The 17,319-nt window shown below is 71.0% G+C and carries 16 protein-coding genes; all 16 read left to right on the forward strand.

Going from position 1 to position 17,319, the window contains the following annotated elements; all coding sequences use genetic code 11:
- The first annotated feature begins 425 nt into the window (after window positions 1–425).
- Window positions 426–1,553 (forward strand): fructose-1,6-bisphosphate aldolase/phosphatase, encoded by a 1,128-nt coding sequence (fbp, locus tag QN206_05335; GenBank protein MDR7614229.1) that lies wholly within the window; start codon window positions 426–428, stop codon window positions 1,551–1,553.
- 68 nt (window positions 1,554–1,621) lie between these two features.
- Window positions 1,622–3,448, forward strand: a complete 1,827-nt coding sequence (glmS, locus tag QN206_05340) for a glutamine--fructose-6-phosphate transaminase (isomerizing) (GenBank protein ID MDR7614230.1) — start codon at window positions 1,622–1,624, stop codon at window positions 3,446–3,448.
- Between the two features lie 46 nt (window positions 3,449–3,494).
- Window positions 3,495–3,662, forward strand: a complete 168-nt coding sequence (locus QN206_05345) for a Trm112 family protein (protein ID MDR7614231.1) — start codon at window positions 3,495–3,497, stop codon at window positions 3,660–3,662.
- Window positions 3,659–4,060, forward strand: coding sequence for a holo-ACP synthase (locus QN206_05350; protein MDR7614232.1), 402 nt, complete (start codon window positions 3,659–3,661; stop codon window positions 4,058–4,060). The genes QN206_05345 and QN206_05350 overlap by 4 nt, the downstream gene beginning before the upstream one ends.
- Entirely contained in the window at window positions 4,057–5,646 is a 1,590-nt protein-coding gene (locus tag QN206_05355) for an NAD(P)H-hydrate dehydratase (protein MDR7614233.1), read from the forward strand. Before QN206_05350 ends, QN206_05355 begins: the two co-directional genes overlap by 4 nt.
- Entirely contained in the window at window positions 5,627–6,709 is a 1,083-nt protein-coding gene (alr, locus tag QN206_05360) for an alanine racemase (GenBank protein MDR7614234.1), read from the forward strand. The genes QN206_05355 and alr overlap by 20 nt, the downstream gene beginning before the upstream one ends.
- Window positions 6,710–6,711: 2 nt before the next feature.
- Window positions 6,712–8,238: a 5-oxoprolinase subunit PxpB gene (gene pxpB / locus QN206_05365; protein ID MDR7614235.1), complete on the forward strand. Its 1,527-nt coding sequence runs from the start codon at window positions 6,712–6,714 to the stop codon at window positions 8,236–8,238.
- Between the two features lie 3 nt (window positions 8,239–8,241).
- Complete coding sequence (gene nagZ / locus QN206_05370) at window positions 8,242–9,732, forward strand: beta-N-acetylhexosaminidase (GenBank protein ID MDR7614236.1); 1,491 nt, start codon at window positions 8,242–8,244, stop codon at window positions 9,730–9,732.
- Window positions 9,729–10,859 (forward strand): N-acetylglucosamine-6-phosphate deacetylase, encoded by a 1,131-nt coding sequence (gene nagA / locus QN206_05375; protein ID MDR7614237.1) that lies wholly within the window; start codon window positions 9,729–9,731, stop codon window positions 10,857–10,859. The genes nagZ and nagA overlap by 4 nt, the downstream gene beginning before the upstream one ends.
- A gap of 1 nt (window position 10,860) precedes the next feature.
- The gene (locus QN206_05380) at window positions 10,861–12,519 is read left to right on the forward strand and encodes an ATP-dependent DNA ligase (protein ID MDR7614238.1); all 1,659 of its coding nucleotides are present in this window, start codon (window positions 10,861–10,863) and stop codon (window positions 12,517–12,519) included.
- Window positions 12,520–12,544: 25 nt separating this feature from the next.
- Entirely contained in the window at window positions 12,545–13,849 is a 1,305-nt protein-coding gene (locus tag QN206_05385) for a nodulation protein NfeD (GenBank protein MDR7614239.1), read from the forward strand.
- The gene (locus QN206_05390; protein ID MDR7614240.1) at window positions 13,846–14,598 is read left to right on the forward strand and encodes a slipin family protein; all 753 of its coding nucleotides are present in this window, start codon (window positions 13,846–13,848) and stop codon (window positions 14,596–14,598) included. The genes QN206_05385 and QN206_05390 overlap by 4 nt, the downstream gene beginning before the upstream one ends.
- Before the next feature lie 2 nt (window positions 14,599–14,600).
- Window positions 14,601–15,071 carry a tRNA (adenosine(37)-N6)-threonylcarbamoyltransferase complex ATPase subunit type 1 TsaE gene (gene tsaE / locus QN206_05395; GenBank protein ID MDR7614241.1) on the forward strand — a complete coding sequence of 157 codons (471 nt, stop codon included), beginning with the start codon at window positions 14,601–14,603 and terminating at the stop codon, window positions 15,069–15,071.
- Window positions 15,072–15,073: 2 nt separating this feature from the next.
- On the forward strand, window positions 15,074–15,781 hold the full coding sequence (tsaB, locus tag QN206_05400) for a tRNA (adenosine(37)-N6)-threonylcarbamoyltransferase complex dimerization subunit type 1 TsaB (protein ID MDR7614242.1): 708 nt from the start codon (window positions 15,074–15,076) through the stop codon (window positions 15,779–15,781).
- Entirely contained in the window at window positions 15,778–16,305 is a 528-nt protein-coding gene (gene rimI / locus QN206_05405) for a ribosomal protein S18-alanine N-acetyltransferase (GenBank protein MDR7614243.1), read from the forward strand. Before tsaB ends, rimI begins: the two co-directional genes overlap by 4 nt.
- On the forward strand, window positions 16,302–17,297 hold the full coding sequence (tsaD, locus tag QN206_05410; protein ID MDR7614244.1) for a tRNA (adenosine(37)-N6)-threonylcarbamoyltransferase complex transferase subunit TsaD: 996 nt from the start codon (window positions 16,302–16,304) through the stop codon (window positions 17,295–17,297). Before rimI ends, tsaD begins: the two co-directional genes overlap by 4 nt.
- Window positions 17,298–17,319 lie beyond the last annotated feature (22 nt).

Raw genomic sequence — 17,319 nt, forward strand, 5'->3', positions numbered from 1 at the left:
ACTGGAGGAGCAGGAGAGGACTGCCGGACCGGCCGACGAAGAAAGGCCGGCAAAGCGGGTCCGGAGAAGGGAGGGGAGAGGGGAACCGTTGGGAGAAGCGCCAGGACCCATGGGAAAGCCCTCCCGTGGGTTGACGAGGTGGGGGATCTCGACCGGGGCGGAAGCTCCGGATCGGCGGGTGACCCCAGGCCCGGCCGGCGGGCCTCCGGAAACCCATCCGGTGGAGGAAAAGGGAGCTGACAAAGCCGCGGGGGTAACCCCGGGACAAAGGGCTCCTGGCCGGCAGAGCTGATTCACGCCTTTCCGGGCGCGATGCTGCCCCCTTCGCGCCCGACATCCGACCTGAAAACCGAGGGAAGCCCAGGAGGTGCGGGGGAGTCTTCCGTGCTCCTGGAGCGGGTACATCTCCGAAGGGAGGGATCCGGATGCGTGTGACCGTGAGCATCATCAAGGCGGACATCGGGAGCATCGGCGGGCACACCCTGCCCAGCGCGGAGCTCCTGCAGGCGGTCCGGGATCGGGTTTTCCCCGAGCGCGGTAAGCTCCTCCTCGACGCCTTCGTCTTCCACTGCGGGGACGACATCTCCATCGTGATGACCCACACCCACGGGGTTGGCCATGAGCGGGTCCATGCCCTGGCGTGGGAGGCCTTCCGGGCAGCCACCGCGGTGGCGAAAGCCCAAGGCCTGTACGGAGCCGGGCAGGACCTCCTGGTGGACGCCTTCAGCGGCAACGTGCGGGGCATGGGGCCTCAGGTGGCGGAGATGACCTTCGAGGAGCGGCCCAACGAGGCCCTCATGATCCTGGCCGCGGACAAGACCGAGCCGGGTGCCTTCAACTTGCCCCTCTACCTGGCCTTCGCAGATCCCATGTACTCCCCCGGGCTGCTGCTCAGCACGGAGCTCCACGACGGGTTCCGGTTCCGCATCATGGACGTGGAGTACACGGAGGGGGATCGCATCATCGAGTTGGATGCGCCGGAACGCCTGTACGACATCGCGGCCCTGCTGCGGGACACCCACCGCTACGTGATCGAGTCCATCTGGTCCCGGAAGTACCCCACGGAGCAGGCGGTGGTGGTCTCCACCACGCGCCTGCGGAACATCGCGGGCCGGTACGTGGGCAAGGACGATCCCGTGGCCATCGTGCGGGTGCAGAAGATCTTTCCGGCCACGGAGGAGTTCGGTCCACCCTTTGCCCTGGGGGCCTTCGTGGCCGGCGATACCCGCGGGAGCCACAACCTGCCGCTCCTGCCCGTGCCCGCGAACACCCCCGCGAGCACCTTCTTCTGCATCCCCATGGTGTGCGCCCTGGGGTTCGCCCTCCACGAGGGGAAGCTCACGGGACCCGTGGATCTCTTCAGCGACCCCGTGTGGGCGCCCGTGCGGGAGCGCATCGTGGACAAGGCCCTGGAGATGCGCAAGCAGGGGTTCTTCGAGCCCGCCATGCTTCCCTACTCCGAGCTGGAGTACGGCGGCATCGTGGCGCGGCTGGAGCGGCTCGAGAAGGAGTTCCACGTGGTGCGGCAGGAAGCGCCCGCGGCCACGAGCTGAGTCGCGGAAGGTGCGGGGCGGGGACCGGATCGGTGTCCGCCCCCTTCTTCCTTAATTGGAGGGGATCCATGTGCGGCATCATGGGGTACATCGGGGAGCGCAACGCGGTGGAGGTATTGCTGGACGGCCTGCGGCGCCTGGAGTACCGGGGGTACGACTCTGCGGGGATCGCGGTGGCCCATGATGGCGCCATCGCGGTCCGGAAGACCGCGGGCAAGCTGGGGCGTCTGGTGGAGCTCCTGGAGCGGGAACCTGTGGAGGGCCACGTGGGGATCGGGCACACCCGCTGGGCCACGCACGGGGAGCCCACGGACACCAACGCCCACCCTCATGCGGACGAGTCCGGGCGGTTCGCGGTGATCCACAACGGCATCATCGAGAACTTTCTTTCCCTCCGGGAAGAGCTGGCACGTCGGGGGCATGTCTTCCGCTCGGACACGGACACGGAGATCCTCGCCCACCTCATCGAGGAGGAGTACCGGGGGGATCTCGCGGAGGCCGTTCGCCGGGCGGTCCAGCGGGCCCGGGGCGCTTATGCCCTCGTGGCCATGTGCGCGCAGGAGCCGGATCGCCTGGTGGCCGTGCGGATGATCAGCCCGCTCGTGGTGGGCTTCGGCTTGGGCGAGATGCTCCTCGCCTCCGACATCCCCGCCCTTCTCCCTTACACCCGGGACGTGCTGGTGGTGGAGGACGGGGAGATGGTGGTGATCACGAAGGACGGGGCACGGCTGCTCCGACTGGACGGCACCCCCGTGAGACGGGATCGGGTGCACGTGACCTGGAGCGCGGAGCAGGCGGAGCGCGCGGGGTATCCGCACTTCATGCTGAAGGAGATCTTCGAGCAGCCCCAGGTCCTGGCGGAGACCCTGATGGGCCGGATCACCCCCGAGGGCCGCATCTACCTGGAAGACGTGCATTTCCCAGAGGGGTTCGTGGAGGGGCTTGAGAAGGTCTGGATCACCGCGTGCGGCACCGCCTTCCACGCGGGCCTGTACGGCCGGATGTTGCTGGAGCGCCTGGTCCGGATCCCCGTCGAGGCGGACTACGCCCACGAGCTCCGCTACCGGGATCCCCTCCTGGGACCGGGCACGCTCACCGTGACCATCAGCCAGTCCGGGGAGACCGCGGACACCCTGGCGGCCGCGCGCCTGTGCCGGGCCCGGGGCTCCCGGATCCTGGCCATCACCAACGTGGTGGGCAGCACCCTAAGCCGGGAGGCCCACGACGTCCTCTACATCCGGGCGGGCCCGGAGATCGCGGTGGCCAGCACGAAGGCCTACCTCGCCATGCTGGTCGCCCAAGTACTCCTGGCCCTCTTCCTCCGGGAACGCCGGATGGGGTACGATCCGGGCCTGCACCAGGCCCTGCTCCAGGAGCTGCAGCACCTGCCCGCCAAGGTCCAGGAGGTCCTGAACGACCAGGAGGACATCATCCAGCTGGCGCGCCGGATCTGCGAGGCGGAGCACCTCTACTTCATCGGCCGCGGCCTGGACTACGCGGTGGCCCTCGAGGGTTCCCTCAAGCTCAAGGAGATCAGCTACCTCCACTCGGAGGCCATGCCTGCGGGCGAGCTGAAGCACGGGACCCTCGCCCTCATCACCCACGGCACCCCCGTGGTGGTGGTGCTGACCCAGCGGGAGGTGTACGAGAAGACGGTCAGCAGCCTCCAGGAGGTGAAGGCCCGGGGCGGGTACGTGATCGCCGTGGCCTACGCGGACGACGGGGAGGTCGGCAAGCACGCGGATGTGGTCCTCCGCGTTCCCCGCACCCACGACCTCCTGAGCCCCGTCCTGGCCATCCTGCCCCTGCAGCTGCTGGCCTACCACGTGGCCCGGGAACGCGGCCACGACATCGATCAACCCCGCAATCTCGCCAAGAGCGTCACCGTGGAGTAAAAATTCCCGAGGAGCCTTCCGGTTCCATCGCGAACTCCCATCCGGGATGGTGGACCCGGAGCTCCTCGAGTGGCTCGTGTGCCCGGTTTGTAAGACCCCGGTCCGCCCGGAGGGGGATCGTCTGGTCTGTACCCGCTGCGGTCGGCGCTACCCGGTCCGGGAGGGCATCCCCGTGATGTTGGTGGAGGAGGCGGAGGGATCCGAGGGCGCGTGAGGATCCTCGGCATCGGCGTGGACCTGGTGGAGGTTCCCCGGGTTCAGCGGGCCCTGGCGCGGTGGGGGGAGCGGTTCGTGGCGCGCGTCTTCACCGAGTCCGAGCGACTCCGGGCGGGCGAGGGTCCCAACCGGGTCCTCCGGCTCGCCGCCCGGTTCGCGGCCAAGGAGGCGGTGATGAAGGCCCTGGGAACCGGCCGCAAGGGGGTGGGCTGGCGGGAGATCGAGGTCACCAACGATCCCACGGGCCGACCCCGGGTACGGCTTTGGGGCCGGGCGGCCCGGGTCGCCCGGCGAAAGGGGATCCGGGAGGTACACGTCTCCTTGACGCACGGACACCAGTACGCCGCGGCCTTCGCGGTCGCGGAGGGAGAGGAACCGGGGGAGGGGGAGGGATGAAGCTGGTGACCTCGGAGCAGATGCGCATGATCGAGCGTCGCGCCTCAGAGGTCGGGATTCCCACCGCGGTGCTCATGGAGCACGCGGGCCGTGCGGTGGCCCAGGTGGCCTGCGAGTTCCTCAGGGAACGGGGCGGCGGCCGGGTGCTGGTGATCTGCGGCAAGGGCAACAACGGCGGGGACGGGCTGTGCGCGGCCCGGCACCTGCAAAACGCGGGCGTCCCCGTGCGCGGGATCCTGCTGGCCCGGGACCAGGACCTCTCCGGGGATGCGGCCGCGAACCTCCGGGTCGCCCGGGCAGCGGGGATCGAGGTGGACAACGTGGTGGGCCCGGTAGACACCGCCCTCCGGGCTGCTCTGGGCGGTTATCAGCTGGTGGTGGACGCCATCTTCGGCACGGGTTTCCGGGGGCCCGCGGTGGGCCTGGCGGCCCGGGCCATCGAGGCCATCAACGAGTCCCGGGTTCCCGTTCTGGCCGTGGACGTCCCCTCGGGGCTGGAAGCGGACACCGGTCGGGTGGAGGGGCCTTGCGTGCGGGCCGCGGTCACCGTCACCATGGGGTTTCCGAAGGTGGGGATGGTGGTGCATCCAGGTGCGGAGTTCTGCGGCCGGGTGGTGGTGGCGGACCTCGGGATTCCCCGCGCCCTGGTGGAGGCTCTCGAGATCCGGGCGGAGCTCAGCACCGTGGCGCAGGTCCGCACCCTCCTCCCCCCCCGGGCCCCCGATACCCACAAGGGGACCTACGGCCGGGTGCTGCTGGTGGGGGGAAGCACCTGGTTCAGCGGCGCCCCACGGCTCATGGCCCTGGGAGCCCTGCGAGCGGGCGCGGGCCTGGTGCGGCTCGTGGTGCCGGAATCCATCTTTCCCGCGGTGGCCAGCTCCGTGGTGGAGGCGATGCCCCTCGGGCTTCCGGACGAAGGGGGGGTTCTCTGCAACGCCTCCCTGGAACCCATCCTGGAGCTCGTGCATGAGGCGGATGTGGTGGGAATCGGCCCGGGGATGACGACCCGGGGAGACGTCCCGCACCTGGTTCGGGAGGTGATCCGGGGTAGTCCCCGTCCCGTGGTCCTGGACGCGGACGGCCTCAACGTGCTGGCGGGACACCCGGAGGTCCTCCGGGAGGCCCGTTCTCCCGTGGTCATCACCCCGCATCCCGGAGAGCTCGCCCGGCTGCTGGGCGTCTCCTCCGCGGAGATCCAGCGGGGACGGATCCACGCGGCCCAGTCCGCCTCCCGGATCACCGGGGCCGTGACCGTGCTCAAGGGAGCCCGCACCGTGGTGGCGGAGCCCAACGGTCGGCTGGTGGTGATCCCCACGGGGAACCCCGGGATGGCCACGGGCGGGATGGGCGACGTGCTCACGGGCGCCATCGCGGCCCTCATCGGCCAGGGCCTGGGCCCGTTCGACGCCGCCTGGGTGGGTGCCTTTCTCCACGGGGCCGCGGGCGACCTCGTGGCGGCCTCCCTGGGCGACCGGGGACTCCTGGCCCGGGAGGTGGCGGACGCCATTCCCGTGGTCATCCGGCGCATCCACGAAGGGACGATGCCCGAACCCGTGACCTACCTCCATGCGGCCCGCCCGCGTTGAGGTGGATCTGGCCGCCGTCCGTCACAACGTGGTGACGGTGTGCGGGGTCCTGGGCCGGTCTACGCAGCTGATGGCGGTGGTGAAGGCGGACGCTTACGGGCACGGGATGGTTCCCGTGGCGAGGGCCGCGGTGGAGGCGGGAGCGGCGTGGTTGGGGGTGGCTTTCCCCCCGGAGGCGAAGGCCCTGCGGCAGGCCGGGATCTCCGCTCCCGTGCTGGTGTTGGGGCCCGCGACGCCGGAGGAAATGCTGGAGCTCGCCCCTCAACAGGTTTCCTTCTCGGTCTTCTCCCCCGGGAGCCTTGAGGCCGCGCGGCAGGCCGCGGCCCGGTCCTCCTTCGGGATCGCGGTCCACCTTGAGGTGGACACCGGGATGCGGCGGTTCGGATTCCCGCCCGAAGAGGCCGTGCCCGCGGCGGACGCCATCGCCTCCACGCCCGGCCTGCACCTGGAGGGAATCTACACGCACTTCGCCACCGCGGACGAGGATCCCGCTTTCGCCCGGACCCAGCTGCGGCGGTTTCAGGAGGTCCTTGGGGCCCTGGAGTCGAAGGGCCACCGCGTACCCTTCCGACACGCGGCCAACAGCGCCGCCACCTTCACCCTCCCCGACGCCCATTACGACCTGGTGCGGGTGGGGATCGCCCTCTATGGCCTTTCTCCCGGCGTGAGTACTCCGGCGCTGCGGCCCGCGCTGCGCCTGGTCGCCCAGGTGGTCCAGGTGCGGCGGGTCCCCGAGGGCACCCGGGTCGGGTACGGGGGCACCTACCGCACCCCCCGCGAAACCACCCTCGTCACGGTGCCCGTGGGGTATGCGGACGGGCTTCCCCGCTCGCTCTCCGGCCGCGGGAGGGCCTTTCTCCGGGAGACCCTCGTGCGGTACGCGGGACGGGTTTGCATGGATGCCCTGATGCTGGACGTGGGCGACCTCCCCGTGGAGGAGGGGGACGAGGTGGAGTTGCTGGGGCCTCACGTGCCCGTGGAGGAGGTGGCTTCCGCCTGCGGCACCATCCCCCACGAGATCGTCTCCCGCCTCTCCCCGTACCTCCCCCGGGTCTATCGGTAGCCATGCGTCTGGTTCCCTTCGGCCGGGGCGCGGTGCTGGTGGATCTGGGAGAGGAGATCTCGCCCCGGATGCTGGCCCGGGTGTTGAGCGTGGACCGAGTCCTGCAGGGGGTCCCGGGAGTGAGGGAGACGGTTCCAGCTTACGGCTCGGTCCTCGCCTTCTTCGAGAAATCGGCGGACGTGCAGGCCGTGGAGAAGGCCCTCGCGGGGCAGATGGGAGAGCCTGAGCCCCTCCCGGGCGACAGGGTCCGGGAGATCCCCGTCGCCTACGGGGGAGTCCACGGCCCGGACCTCGATCGGGTGGCCGCGTGGGCAGGCCTGTCCCCGGAGGAAGTGGTGGAGCTCCACTGCGGCACGGAGTACCTGGTGTACATGCTGGGATTCGCCCCGGGATTCCCGTATATGGCCACCGTACCCGATCGCATCGCAGCACCCCGCCTCCCGCGACCCCGAACGGTGGTACCCTCAGGGTCCGTAGGGGTCGCGGGGAGGCTTACGGGGATCTACCCCGCGCCCACGGCGGGGGGATGGAACCTCCTTGGGCGCACCCCCCTCCTGATCTTCGACCCCACGCGATCGCCGCCCGCGCTCCTGGAGGTGGGGGATCGGGTGCGGTTTTCCCCCATCCCTCAGGAGGAGTTCCGCGAGCCCTCCCTCCCTCCCATGCCCCCGCTCGGGCATCGGCCCGCCATCGCGGTCCTCCGGGGCGGCCTATGCACCACGGTGCAGGACCTGGGGCGCTACGGGTACCGGCGCTACGGGGTCCCGCCCTCGGGAGCCATGGATCCGGAGGCCCTAAGGGCTGCCAACGAGTCCGTGGGCAACCCACCGGAGGCCGCGGGCCTGGAGTTCACCTGGCCCGGACCGGTCCTGGAGGCGCTCGTGGACCTGGTGGTGGCGGTTGGGGGCGCGGACTTCGCCCCGGAGGTGGGGGGGAGTCCGGTGCCCCTCAACCGGCCCGTGCGGTGGCGGAGGGGCGAGGTGGTCCGGTTTCGGGGCCGGAGGCGGGGCATGTGGGCCTACCTCGCGGTCGGCGGCGGGATCCGGGTTCCTCCCGTATTGGGAAGCCGCAGCACCCACGTCCGGGCCCGGCTGGGAGGACTGGAGGGTCGGCCCCTTCGGACCGGAGACGTGCTCCCCGTGGGGCACGGGCTGGGGGTCGGGACGCCCCCCTCGTCCGAGCCCACGAGGGGCCCTGTCCGGGTCCTTCCGGGTCCGCACCTCGGAGCCTTCGCGGCCGGTGCCTTCGAGCGGTTTGTGGCTTCCGCTTACACGGTGAGCGCGCACAGCGACCGCTCCGGCTACCGTCTGGAGGGCCCCCGCATCCCCCATGCAGGCCCCGGTGAGATCCTCTCCCAGGGCATGCTCCCCGGTGCCGTCCAGGTCCCTCCGGACGGGCAACCCATCGTCCTGATGCGGGATGGGCCCACCACGGGCGGATATCCCGTGCTCGCGGTGATCCCGGAGGAGGAGCTGGGTCGGTTCGCGCAGTACGGACCCGGGGAAGTGGTGCGGTTCACCCCGGGCTGAGCGATGGGCGATCTCCACGACCTCCTGGGCCAGCGGTTCGTGGTGGACTTCGCGGGGACGGAATTGGACCCGGCGGTGGAGCGCCTGGTTCGGGAAGGGAGGGTGGGTGGGGTGATCCTCTTTCCCAAGAACGTGGCTTCTCCCGAACAGGTGAGAAGGCTCATCGCGGACCTGCAGGGGCTCGCCCGCGAGGCCTCCCTCCCCCCTCTGTGGATCACCGTAGACCAGGAGGGCGGGTGGGTGAACACCCTCCGGGACGTTCCCCTCTGCCCCTCCCCCATGGCGCTGGGCGCCTCCGGGGAGGAGGCCGATGCGTACCGGGCAGGGCGCATCACGGGAGCCGTGCTCCGGTGGCTGGGAATCAACGCCAACCATGCCCCCGTCCTGGACGTGAACACGAACCCGCGGAATCCCATTATCGGCCCCCGATCCTTCGGGGAGGATCCCCACGCGGTGGCGCGGCTGGGATGCGCGTACCTGCAGGGCCTCCGGTCGCGCGGGGTCCTCGGGATCGTGAAGCACTTCCCCGGGCACGGCGAGACCGAGGTGGACTCTCACCTCGACCTTCCCGTGGTCCGCAAGGGGAAGGCAGACCTCGAGCAGGTCGAGCTCGTGCCCTTCCGGGCCTCCTTCGAGGCGGGAGCGGAGGCCCTCATGACCGCCCACGTCCTCTACCCCGCCCTCGATCCGGACCTCCCAGCCACCTTCTCCCCCCGCATCCTGAGGACCTTGCTGCGGCGGGAGATGGGGTTTGAGGGCGTCGTGTTCACAGATGCCCTGGGCATGGGGGCCGTGCGGAGGCGATGGAGCCGGGCGGAGGCGGTGGTGCTGAGCCTTCTGGCTGGTGTGGACGTGGTCCTGAACCTGGGGAGCCCCGAGGAGCAGTGGGCCGGGATCGAGGCGGCTCGGGAGGCGGCCCGGCAGGGCCAACTCGCCTCCGCGGAGCTCCGGGCCAGCGCCCGGCGCATAGGCCGTCTCAAGGATCGGTACGCGGTGCCCCCTCCGTCAGAGCCCGCATCCCTTCCCGAGCTGCACCAGGAGGCGCTCGAGCTCGCCCGGCGGGGCTTAACCCTCCTCCGGGCAGGCCGGGTTCCGCTTCCCCCCGGGCCCACCGCCGTCCTCTCCCTGGGCGTGGAGGAAGCGGCCCGGGACGTCTTCGTCGGGGAGCTCCGGGCCCTCCGACCCGGGGTGGAGGTGGTCACGTCCTTGCGGGAGGCGCTGGGAATGTGGGAAACCCTAGTGGTCCTCACTCCGGGGTGGCGCGGGACGGCGTATGCCGGCACCGTCCGGGAGCTGTGGACCCACTACCGGGACCGGCTGGTGGTGGTAGGAGCCGGGGCCCCGTACGAGCTCGCCGCCTTCCCCGGCGTCGCGACGTATCTCGCGGCCTACGGACCGGACCCCGGAAGCCTCAGAGCTGCGGCGTGGGCGCTCGTGGGGCGCCTGGCTCCCACCGGCCGACTCCCGGTCACCGTTCCCGGAGCTTTGGCATGATCCTGGCGGCGGGTCGCGTCATCGGCGCCACGCGGGAGTTCGCACCCGGCCACGTGGTGGTGGAATCCGGCCTCATCACGGCGATGGGGGAAGGGATTCCCCGGGATGCGGATTGGGTTTTCCCCGCGGGGACCCTTGTCCCCGGATTCCTCGACCTCCAGCTGAACGGGAGCTTCGGCGTGGATTGCCTGACCGCGGACGAGACGCAGGTGGAGAAGCTGTCCCGGGACCTTGCGGCCACGGGGACCACGGGGTTCCTCGCGACCCTGGTGAGCGCCCCCATGGACCGGCTCCGCGGTGCCGTGCGGACGCTGCGCCGCGCACGGCCTAAAGGGGCTGCGCTCCTGGGCATCCACCTGGAAGGACCCGTGCTCAACCCCGGCCGGTGCGGAGCCCACGATCCCCGTTACCTGCGGGCCCCGGACGACCCGGAGGTGTGGAGCCTGATCGCGGACGCCCTCCCGGACCTGCAGGTTTGCACCCTGGCCCCGGAGCTCCCGGGCGCGGAGGCCCTGATCCGGCGGCTGGTTCAGGAGCGGGTCGTAGTGGCCATCGGCCACACGGACGCCACCTACGAAGAGACCCGGCGGGCCCTGGATCACGCCCGCATGGTCACGCACCTCTTCAACGCCATGCGGGGTCTGCATCACCGGGAGCCGGGGGTCGTGGGCGCGGTGGTGGAGGATCCCCGGTGCCGGGTAGGCCTCATCCCGGACGGCGTGCATCTCCACCCCGCGGTGGTCCGGATGGTGTATCGGCTGGTGGGACCGGACCGGATCATCCTCACCACGGATGCCTGCGCCGCCGCGGGCATGCCACCCGGCACGTACACCCTCGGAGGTCGGGAGATCTCCGTGGGCTCCGACGGGGTCCCGCGACTCCCGGACGGCACCCTGGCCGGCAGCGGGCTGCGGATGGATGAGGGGGTCGCGAACCTCGTGCGGTGGGGGATCCCGCTCTCGGACGCGGTGCGCAGCGCGGCTACGACCCCCGCGCGGCTGCTTGGCCTTGCGGATCGGGGCGCCATCGCGCCGGGGTTGCGGGCGGATCTCGTGGTGCTGGACGAGGATTACCGGGCGGTTCTCACCCTGGTGGCGGGGGAGATCGTCCACCCGGCAGGGGCGTGAGATGGCCCTTTGGAAAGACCTCGCGGAGACCCTGGAAGCGGTGCGCGGTACGCGCTCGCGCCGGGAGAAGGTCCGCCTGCTCGCCCGGTACCTCGCGGAGCTGGAGGAGGCCGACCTGCGCCGAGCGTGCACCTTTCTGAGCGGTCGCACCTTTCCCCCACTGGACCCCCGCACCGCGAACCTGGGTGGGTCCGCCATCGTCCAGGCTCTGCGGGAGCTTGCGGGCGCGGACGACCGTGCTCTCCAGGAGGCTTACCTCCGCTGGGGCGACCTGGGAGATGTGGCCCAGGACCTCCTCGCCGCCCGCACGGCCCTCCCGCTCTTCCCCCCGCAGCCCCTCACCCTGGAGGCGGTAGAGCAGGCCCTGCATCGGGCGGCGGAGGCGGTCGGCAAGGGTGCCCGGGCCGCGCGGGTCCGCGTGCTGCGGAGCCTCCTGGAGTCCGCCTCCCCGCGGGAGGCCAAGTACCTGGTGCGGATCCTCACGGGCGAGGTGCGGGTGGGGCTCAGGGAAGGGCTGCTGGAGGAAGCCATCGGGGAAGCGTTCCGCGTGCCCGCGGAGGAAGTGCGCCGGGCCATGCTCCTGCAATCGGACCCCGGGGAGGTCGCGGTCCTTGCCCGGGCCGGGGCGCTCTCGGACGCGCGCCTGCTCTTCTTCCGGCCCTTCCGGTTCATGCTGGCAGAGCCCATCTCCGCCCCGGAGGAGCCCTTCCGGGAAGCCCCGGAATGGCTCGCGGAGGACAAGTACGACGGCATCCGGGTCCAGGTGCACCGCTTCCGGGACAGGGTGGCCCTGTACTCCCGGATCCTGGACGACATCACCGAGAGTTTCCCGGAGCTGGTGCCGGACCTGCGGGATCTGGCGGAGGCGTACGTGGCGGACGGGGAGCTCGTGGCCTGGCGGGGGGATCGGGCTCTTTCCTTCCAGGTCCTGCAGCGCCGGCTGAGGAGGAAGCGCCCGGCCCCTCTGACCCGCGAGGTCCCCGTGGTGCTGTTCCTGTTCGACCTGCTGCGGTTGGGGGACCGCGACCTCCTGGACGAGCCTCTGAGCACGCGGCGGGGGGTCCTGAGCGGGCTCCGGTTTACGCCTCGGGTGCGGCTTGCCCGGGCGGAGGAGGTCAGGGATCCCGAGTCCGTGCGGGATCGGTTCCGGCAAGCCCGGGAGCGGGGAAACGAGGGCCTTGTCCTCAAGCGTCCGGACGCGCCCTACCAGCCAGGCCGCCGGGGTCGCGCGTGGCTGAAGCTGAAGGAGGAGATGGGGACCCTGGACGTGGTGGTGGTGGCGGTGGAGCGGGGCCACGGCAGGCGTGCGGGGGTGCTGAGCGACTACACCTTCGCGGTGCGGGACGGAGACCGCCTCCGGGTCGTGGGGAAAGCGTACTCCGGCCTCACGGACGAGGAGATCCGCGAGCTCACCGCGTGGTTCGAGGCCCACACCCTGCGCGACCACGGCCGCCTGAAGGTCGTGGAGCCCCGCGTGGTGCTGGAGGTGGCTTTCGACGCGGTGACCCGCAGCGACCGGCACGACTCCGGATACGCCCTCCGGTTTCCCCGGATCAAGCGCCTTCGTCCCGACAAATCGCCGGAGGAAGCGAGCACCCTCGCGGAGGTGGAGGCCTTGTACCGGGCCCAACAACGCCGCTTTTCGGGGGAAGCGGAGTAGGGTACCGTTAGGGCAGGGGGCAACGGTGCGGCGCTGGCCTTTTTACCTGGTTGTCCTGGTGGCGTGGCTGCCGCTCTGGGCGGCAACGTCCCGGCCCCGGGTTTATGTGCTGCGGGTGGAGGGCATCATCTCCCCGGCCACCGCCATCTACATCCAGCGGGGAATCCGGGAGGCGGAGCGGGCGGGCGCGGAGGCGTTGGTGGTGGAGCTGGACACGCCCGGAGGCCTCATGACCTCCATGGACCAGATCACGAAGGCCATCCTGGCGTCCTCGGTTCCCGTCATCGTGTACGTCTCGCCTCCGGGAGCCCGGGCTGGCAGTGCCGGGGTGTTCATCCTCTATGCCGCCCACGTGGCCGCCATGGCGCCCACCACCAACGTGGGGGCCGCCACCCCCGTGTTCGCGGGCGGAGGGGACCAGCAGGAGACGGAGAACCAGCGGGCCCTGCAGCGCAAGGTCACGGAGGATGCGGTGGCCCGCATCCGCACCCTTGCCCACCGCCGGGGCCGCAACGCGGAGTGGGGGGAACGGGCCGTGCGGGAGGCGGCCAGCATTCCCGCAGAGGAAGCGGTGCGGCTGCGGGTGGTGGACCTCCTGGCGCGGGACGTGCGGGACCTGCTGAACCGGGTGGACGGCCGGGTGGCGGAGGTCCGGGGGGAGCGGGTGACGCTCCGCACTCGGGGCGCGGAGACCGTGCACCTGGGGATGGACCTCCGGGAGCGGATGCTGGATCTCCTGGCGGATCCCAACATCGGCCTCATCCTGCTCACCATCGGGATCTACGGCATCATCTTCGAGCTCAACAACCCCGGGGCCATCCTGCCCGGAATCGTGGGCGCCATCGCCCTCTTGCTGGGGTTGACCTCCCTTGCCATCCTCCAGGTGAACTATGCGGGGCTTGCCCTCATCGGCCTCGCGGTGCTCCTGTTCCTGGCGGACCTGTTCATCCCCGGCCACGGCATCCTCTCCGTGGGCGGGGTGATCTCCTTCATCCTGGGCGCCATCCTCCTCACCAGCAACCAGGAGCCGTACCTGCGCCTGAGCATCGAGCTCGCGGTGGCCATCGCCCTGCTGAGCGCCGCCTTCTTCCTGTTCGCGGTGGGGGCCGGACTCCGCGCACAGCGCCGCCGGCCCGCCACGGGACGGGAGGCCCTGGTGGGTGCCGTGGGGGAGGCCCGCTCGGACCTCGCTCCACAGGGGGTGGTGTTCGTCCAGGGGGAGCTGTGGACCGCGGAGTCCGTGGATGGCCGGATCCCGGAGGGCACCCGGGTCCGGGTGGTGGAGGTGGAAGGGCTCCGGCTCAAGGTCCGGAAGGAGGGAAGTCCATGACGGCACTCATCGCCCTCGCCATCTTCCTGCTCCTCATCCTGCCCAGCATGGTGCGGATCGTGCGGGAATACGAGCGGGGAGTGGTCTTCCGCCTCGGACGGCTGGTGGGGGCCCGGGGACCGGGTCTCATCCTGCTCATCCCCTTCATCGACCGCATGGTGAAGGTGGACCTGCGGGTGGTCACCATGGACGTGCCCCGGCAGGAGATGATGACCCGGGACAACGTTCCCGTGACCGTGGACGCGGTGGTGTACTTCCGGGTGGTGAATCCGGAGGATGCCATCGTGAAGGTGGAGGACTTCGTGCGGGCCACGGCCCTGTACGCCCAGACCACCCTCCGCAGCGTGGTGGGCCAGCATGAGCTCGATGATCTCCTCTCCCGGCGAGACCAGGTGAACGCGCAGCTGCAGCGGATCATCGACGACGCCACGGAGCCCTGGGGGATCAAGGTGACCGCGGTGGAGGTGCGGGACGTGGTCCTGCCGGAGGGCATGAAGCGGGCCATGGCCCGGCAGGCGGAGACGGAGCGGGAGCGGCGGGCCAAGATCATCAACGCGGAGGGCGAGTTCCAGGCCGCGGAACGTCTGGTGGAGGCGGCCCGGAAGATGGCGGAGCAGCCCATCGCCCTGCAGCTGCGCTACCTGCAGACCCTGGCGGAGATCGCCAGCGAGCAGAACAGCACCACCATCTTCCCGCTGCCCATCGACCTCGTGCGGCCGTTCCTGGGCCGCGACGCGAGAGGGGGCTAGCCATGCGGTTTACGACCCACAGCGCGGAGGAAACCCGAGAGCTGGGGCGCCGGCTGGCCACGGCCCTGCAACCGGGAGACGTGGTGGCCCTGGTGGGCGAGCTGGGCTCCGGCAAGACCACCCTCGTTCAGGGGATCGCGGCGGCCCTGGAGGCCCGGGGCCGGGTGGCGAGTCCTTCGTTTCTCATCGTGCACGAGTACCGGGGTCGGCTCCCCATCTACCACGTGGACCTGTTCCGGCTGCGCCCGGAGGACCTGGAGCCCCTGGGACTCGAGGAGCTGTTCGACGAGGGCGGGGTGGTGCTCGTGGAGTGGGCAGAGCGGGCAGAACGCCTCCTCCCTCCGGATACCCTGTGGATCCATCTGGAGATCGCGGACGAGTCCACCCGGACGATCCGGCTCGAACCCCGGGGCGTGCGCAGCCGCCGGCTCGCGGAGGCCTTGGTCCAGGCCGCCTCCCCCGTGCAGGGCTGACCGTGCTGGTGCTCGGCATCGAGACCGCCACCGAGACCATCAGCGTCGCCCTGGTGGACGAGGACGGACTGCGGGCGGAACGCGCCCTGCGGGCGCGGCGGGCGCTCGGGTGGCTGGTGCCCGCGATCGGGGGAATGCTCCGGGACGCGGGATTGCGGCCGGAGGACGTGGAGGGGGTGGCGGTCTCCACGGGGCCCGGTTCCTTCACGGGCCTGCGGGTGGGGATCGCCACCGCGGTGGGGTGGGCACAGGCCCGGGGCGTCCCCGCCTGCGGGGTCTCCACCCTGCAGGCTCTCGCGGCAACGTGCGGGGCTTTGCTCGTGGTGCCCGTAATGGACGCCAGGCGCGGGGAGGTGTCCGTGGCGCCCTTCGTCCGGGAGGGGGAGACGTATCGTCCCCTCACGGAGGAGCTCACGGCTCCTCCGAATGCCGTCATTGACCGGTTGAGGGAACTGGGCATCGAGGATCCGACCTTCGTGGGGGATGGCCTCCTACGCTACGGGTCCCTCCTGCGGCAGGCGTTTCCCCACGCGCACCTGAGCCCCCGGGTCCTGTGGAGCCCTCGGGCGGCCGCGGTGGCGGCTTTGGGCCGGGAGCGGCTTTTACATTCCGGAGGGGAGCCCCTGGGGGCCATCCAGCCGCGGTACGGCCGGGTCACCACGTTCCGGCCTCCCGCGTGGCTTGCGGCGCGGCGGGGAGGCGGAGAATGAAGACCCTCCTTCCGGTGCGGATCGAACGCATGCGGGAACAGGACATCCCCCGGGTCCTGCAGATCGAGCGGGCCTCCTTCCCCACCCCGTGGCCCCCGGAGGCGTACCGGCGGGAGATCCGGGAAAACCGCACCGCCCACTACATCGTGGCCCGGGTGGGGGAGGAGGTGGTGGGGTACGCGGGGATGTGGGTCATCCTGGAGGAGGCCCACATCACCACCATCGCCGTGGACCCGAAGTGGCGCGGTCGGAGAGTTGGGGAGCGACTGCTCGTCGCCCTCATCGAGGAGGCCCGCAACCGGGGAGCCAGGTGGGTCACCCTGGAGGTCCGGAAGTCCAACCACATCGCCCAGAACCTGTACCGCAAGTACGGTTTCCGGGAGGTCCACGTACGAAAGGGCTACTACACGGACAACGGGGAGGACGCCCTCATCATGTGGACCGGCAACATCCTGGAGGAGCCCTTCCGCTCCCGGTTCGAGGCCCTAAAGGCCCAGCTCCAGCCGCGGGAGGGCGAGCCGTGACGGAAGGGCCGGTCCTCGGAATCGAGACCTCGTGCGACGAGACCGCGGCCGCGGTGGTCAAAGACCGCGTCATCCTTTCGAACGTGGTGGCCTCCCAGGCGGACCTCCATGCCCGGTACGGGGGCGTCGTACCCGAGCTCGCCTCCCGCCGGCACATCGAGCGGCTGATCCCCGTGGCGGAGGAGGCCCTCGCGCGGGCCGGGGTCGGGATCCGGGATCTCGCGGGCATCGCGGTCACCTGCGGTCCTGGGCTTATCGGCGCCTTGGCGGTCGGAGTGGCCTATGCCAAGGCCCTGGCCTTCGCGGCCCGGCTCCCGCTGGTGGGCATCAACCACCTGGAAGGGCATCTCTACGCCGCCTTCCTCGCCCACGGTCCCGCTCCCCTTCCGGCCCTCGCCCTCATCGTCTCCGGGGCCCACACGGATCTCGTGTGGATCCCGGAGGAGGGGCGGTATGAGGTGCTTGGTCGCACCCGGGACGATGCCGCGGGAGAGGCCTTCGACAAGGTGGCCCGGGCCTTGGGATTGGGGTATCCCGGAGGGCCGGAGATCGACCGGCTGAGCCGGGAAGGGGACGCGGAGGCTTTGCCGCTCCCGGTCCCTCTGCAGACGGAGCCGGGCTGCGACTTCAGCTTCAGTGGCCTCAAGACCGCGGTCGTGCTGGCCCTCCGCAAGACCCCTCCCCCGCGCCCCGAGGACGTGGCCGCCTCCTTCCAGCGGGCTGCGGTGGAGCACCTCGTCTCCCGGACCCTCCGGGCCGCCCGGGCGCACCGCCCCGCCTCCCTGATCCTCACGGGCGGGGTGGCCGCCAACCGCCTCCTTCGAAGGCGCCTTGAGGAAGAGGCAGTGCACCTCGGCATCCCGCTCCTCATACCCCCTCCGGACCTGTGCACGGACAACGCCGCCATGATCGCCTACGCGGGCCTCCGACGCCTCCAGCGAGGTCAGCGTTCCTCCTGGACCCTCGACGCCTCCCCCGACCTGCCTCTGTAGAGGTCAGACCCATCTCCGGCTG

The organism is Armatimonadota bacterium, assembly GCA_031460175.1.
Lineage (GTDB): Bacteria > Sysuimicrobiota > Sysuimicrobiia > Sysuimicrobiales > Sysuimicrobiaceae > Sysuimicrobium > Sysuimicrobium tengchongense.

Coding starts and splice junctions, on each gene's coding strand:
- fbp (MDR7614229.1), top strand. CDS start 426: ATGCGTGTGACCGTGAGCATCATCAAGGCGGACATCGGGAGCATCGGC.
- glmS (MDR7614230.1), top strand. CDS start 1,622: ATGTGCGGCATCATGGGGTACATCGGGGAGCGCAACGCGGTGGAGGTA.
- QN206_05345 (MDR7614231.1), top strand. CDS start 3,495: ATGGTGGACCCGGAGCTCCTCGAGTGGCTCGTGTGCCCGGTTTGTAAG.
- QN206_05355 (MDR7614233.1), top strand. CDS start 4,057: ATGAAGCTGGTGACCTCGGAGCAGATGCGCATGATCGAGCGTCGCGCC.
- alr (MDR7614234.1), top strand. CDS start 5,627: ATGCGGCCCGCCCGCGTTGAGGTGGATCTGGCCGCCGTCCGTCACAAC.
- pxpB (MDR7614235.1), top strand. CDS start 6,712: ATGCGTCTGGTTCCCTTCGGCCGGGGCGCGGTGCTGGTGGATCTGGGA.
- nagZ (MDR7614236.1), top strand. CDS start 8,242: ATGGGCGATCTCCACGACCTCCTGGGCCAGCGGTTCGTGGTGGACTTC.
- nagA (MDR7614237.1), top strand. CDS start 9,729: ATGATCCTGGCGGCGGGTCGCGTCATCGGCGCCACGCGGGAGTTCGCA.
- QN206_05380 (MDR7614238.1), top strand. CDS start 10,861: ATGGCCCTTTGGAAAGACCTCGCGGAGACCCTGGAAGCGGTGCGCGGT.
- QN206_05390 (MDR7614240.1), top strand. CDS start 13,846: ATGACGGCACTCATCGCCCTCGCCATCTTCCTGCTCCTCATCCTGCCC.
- tsaE (MDR7614241.1), top strand. CDS start 14,601: ATGCGGTTTACGACCCACAGCGCGGAGGAAACCCGAGAGCTGGGGCGC.
- rimI (MDR7614243.1), top strand. CDS start 15,778: ATGAAGACCCTCCTTCCGGTGCGGATCGAACGCATGCGGGAACAGGAC.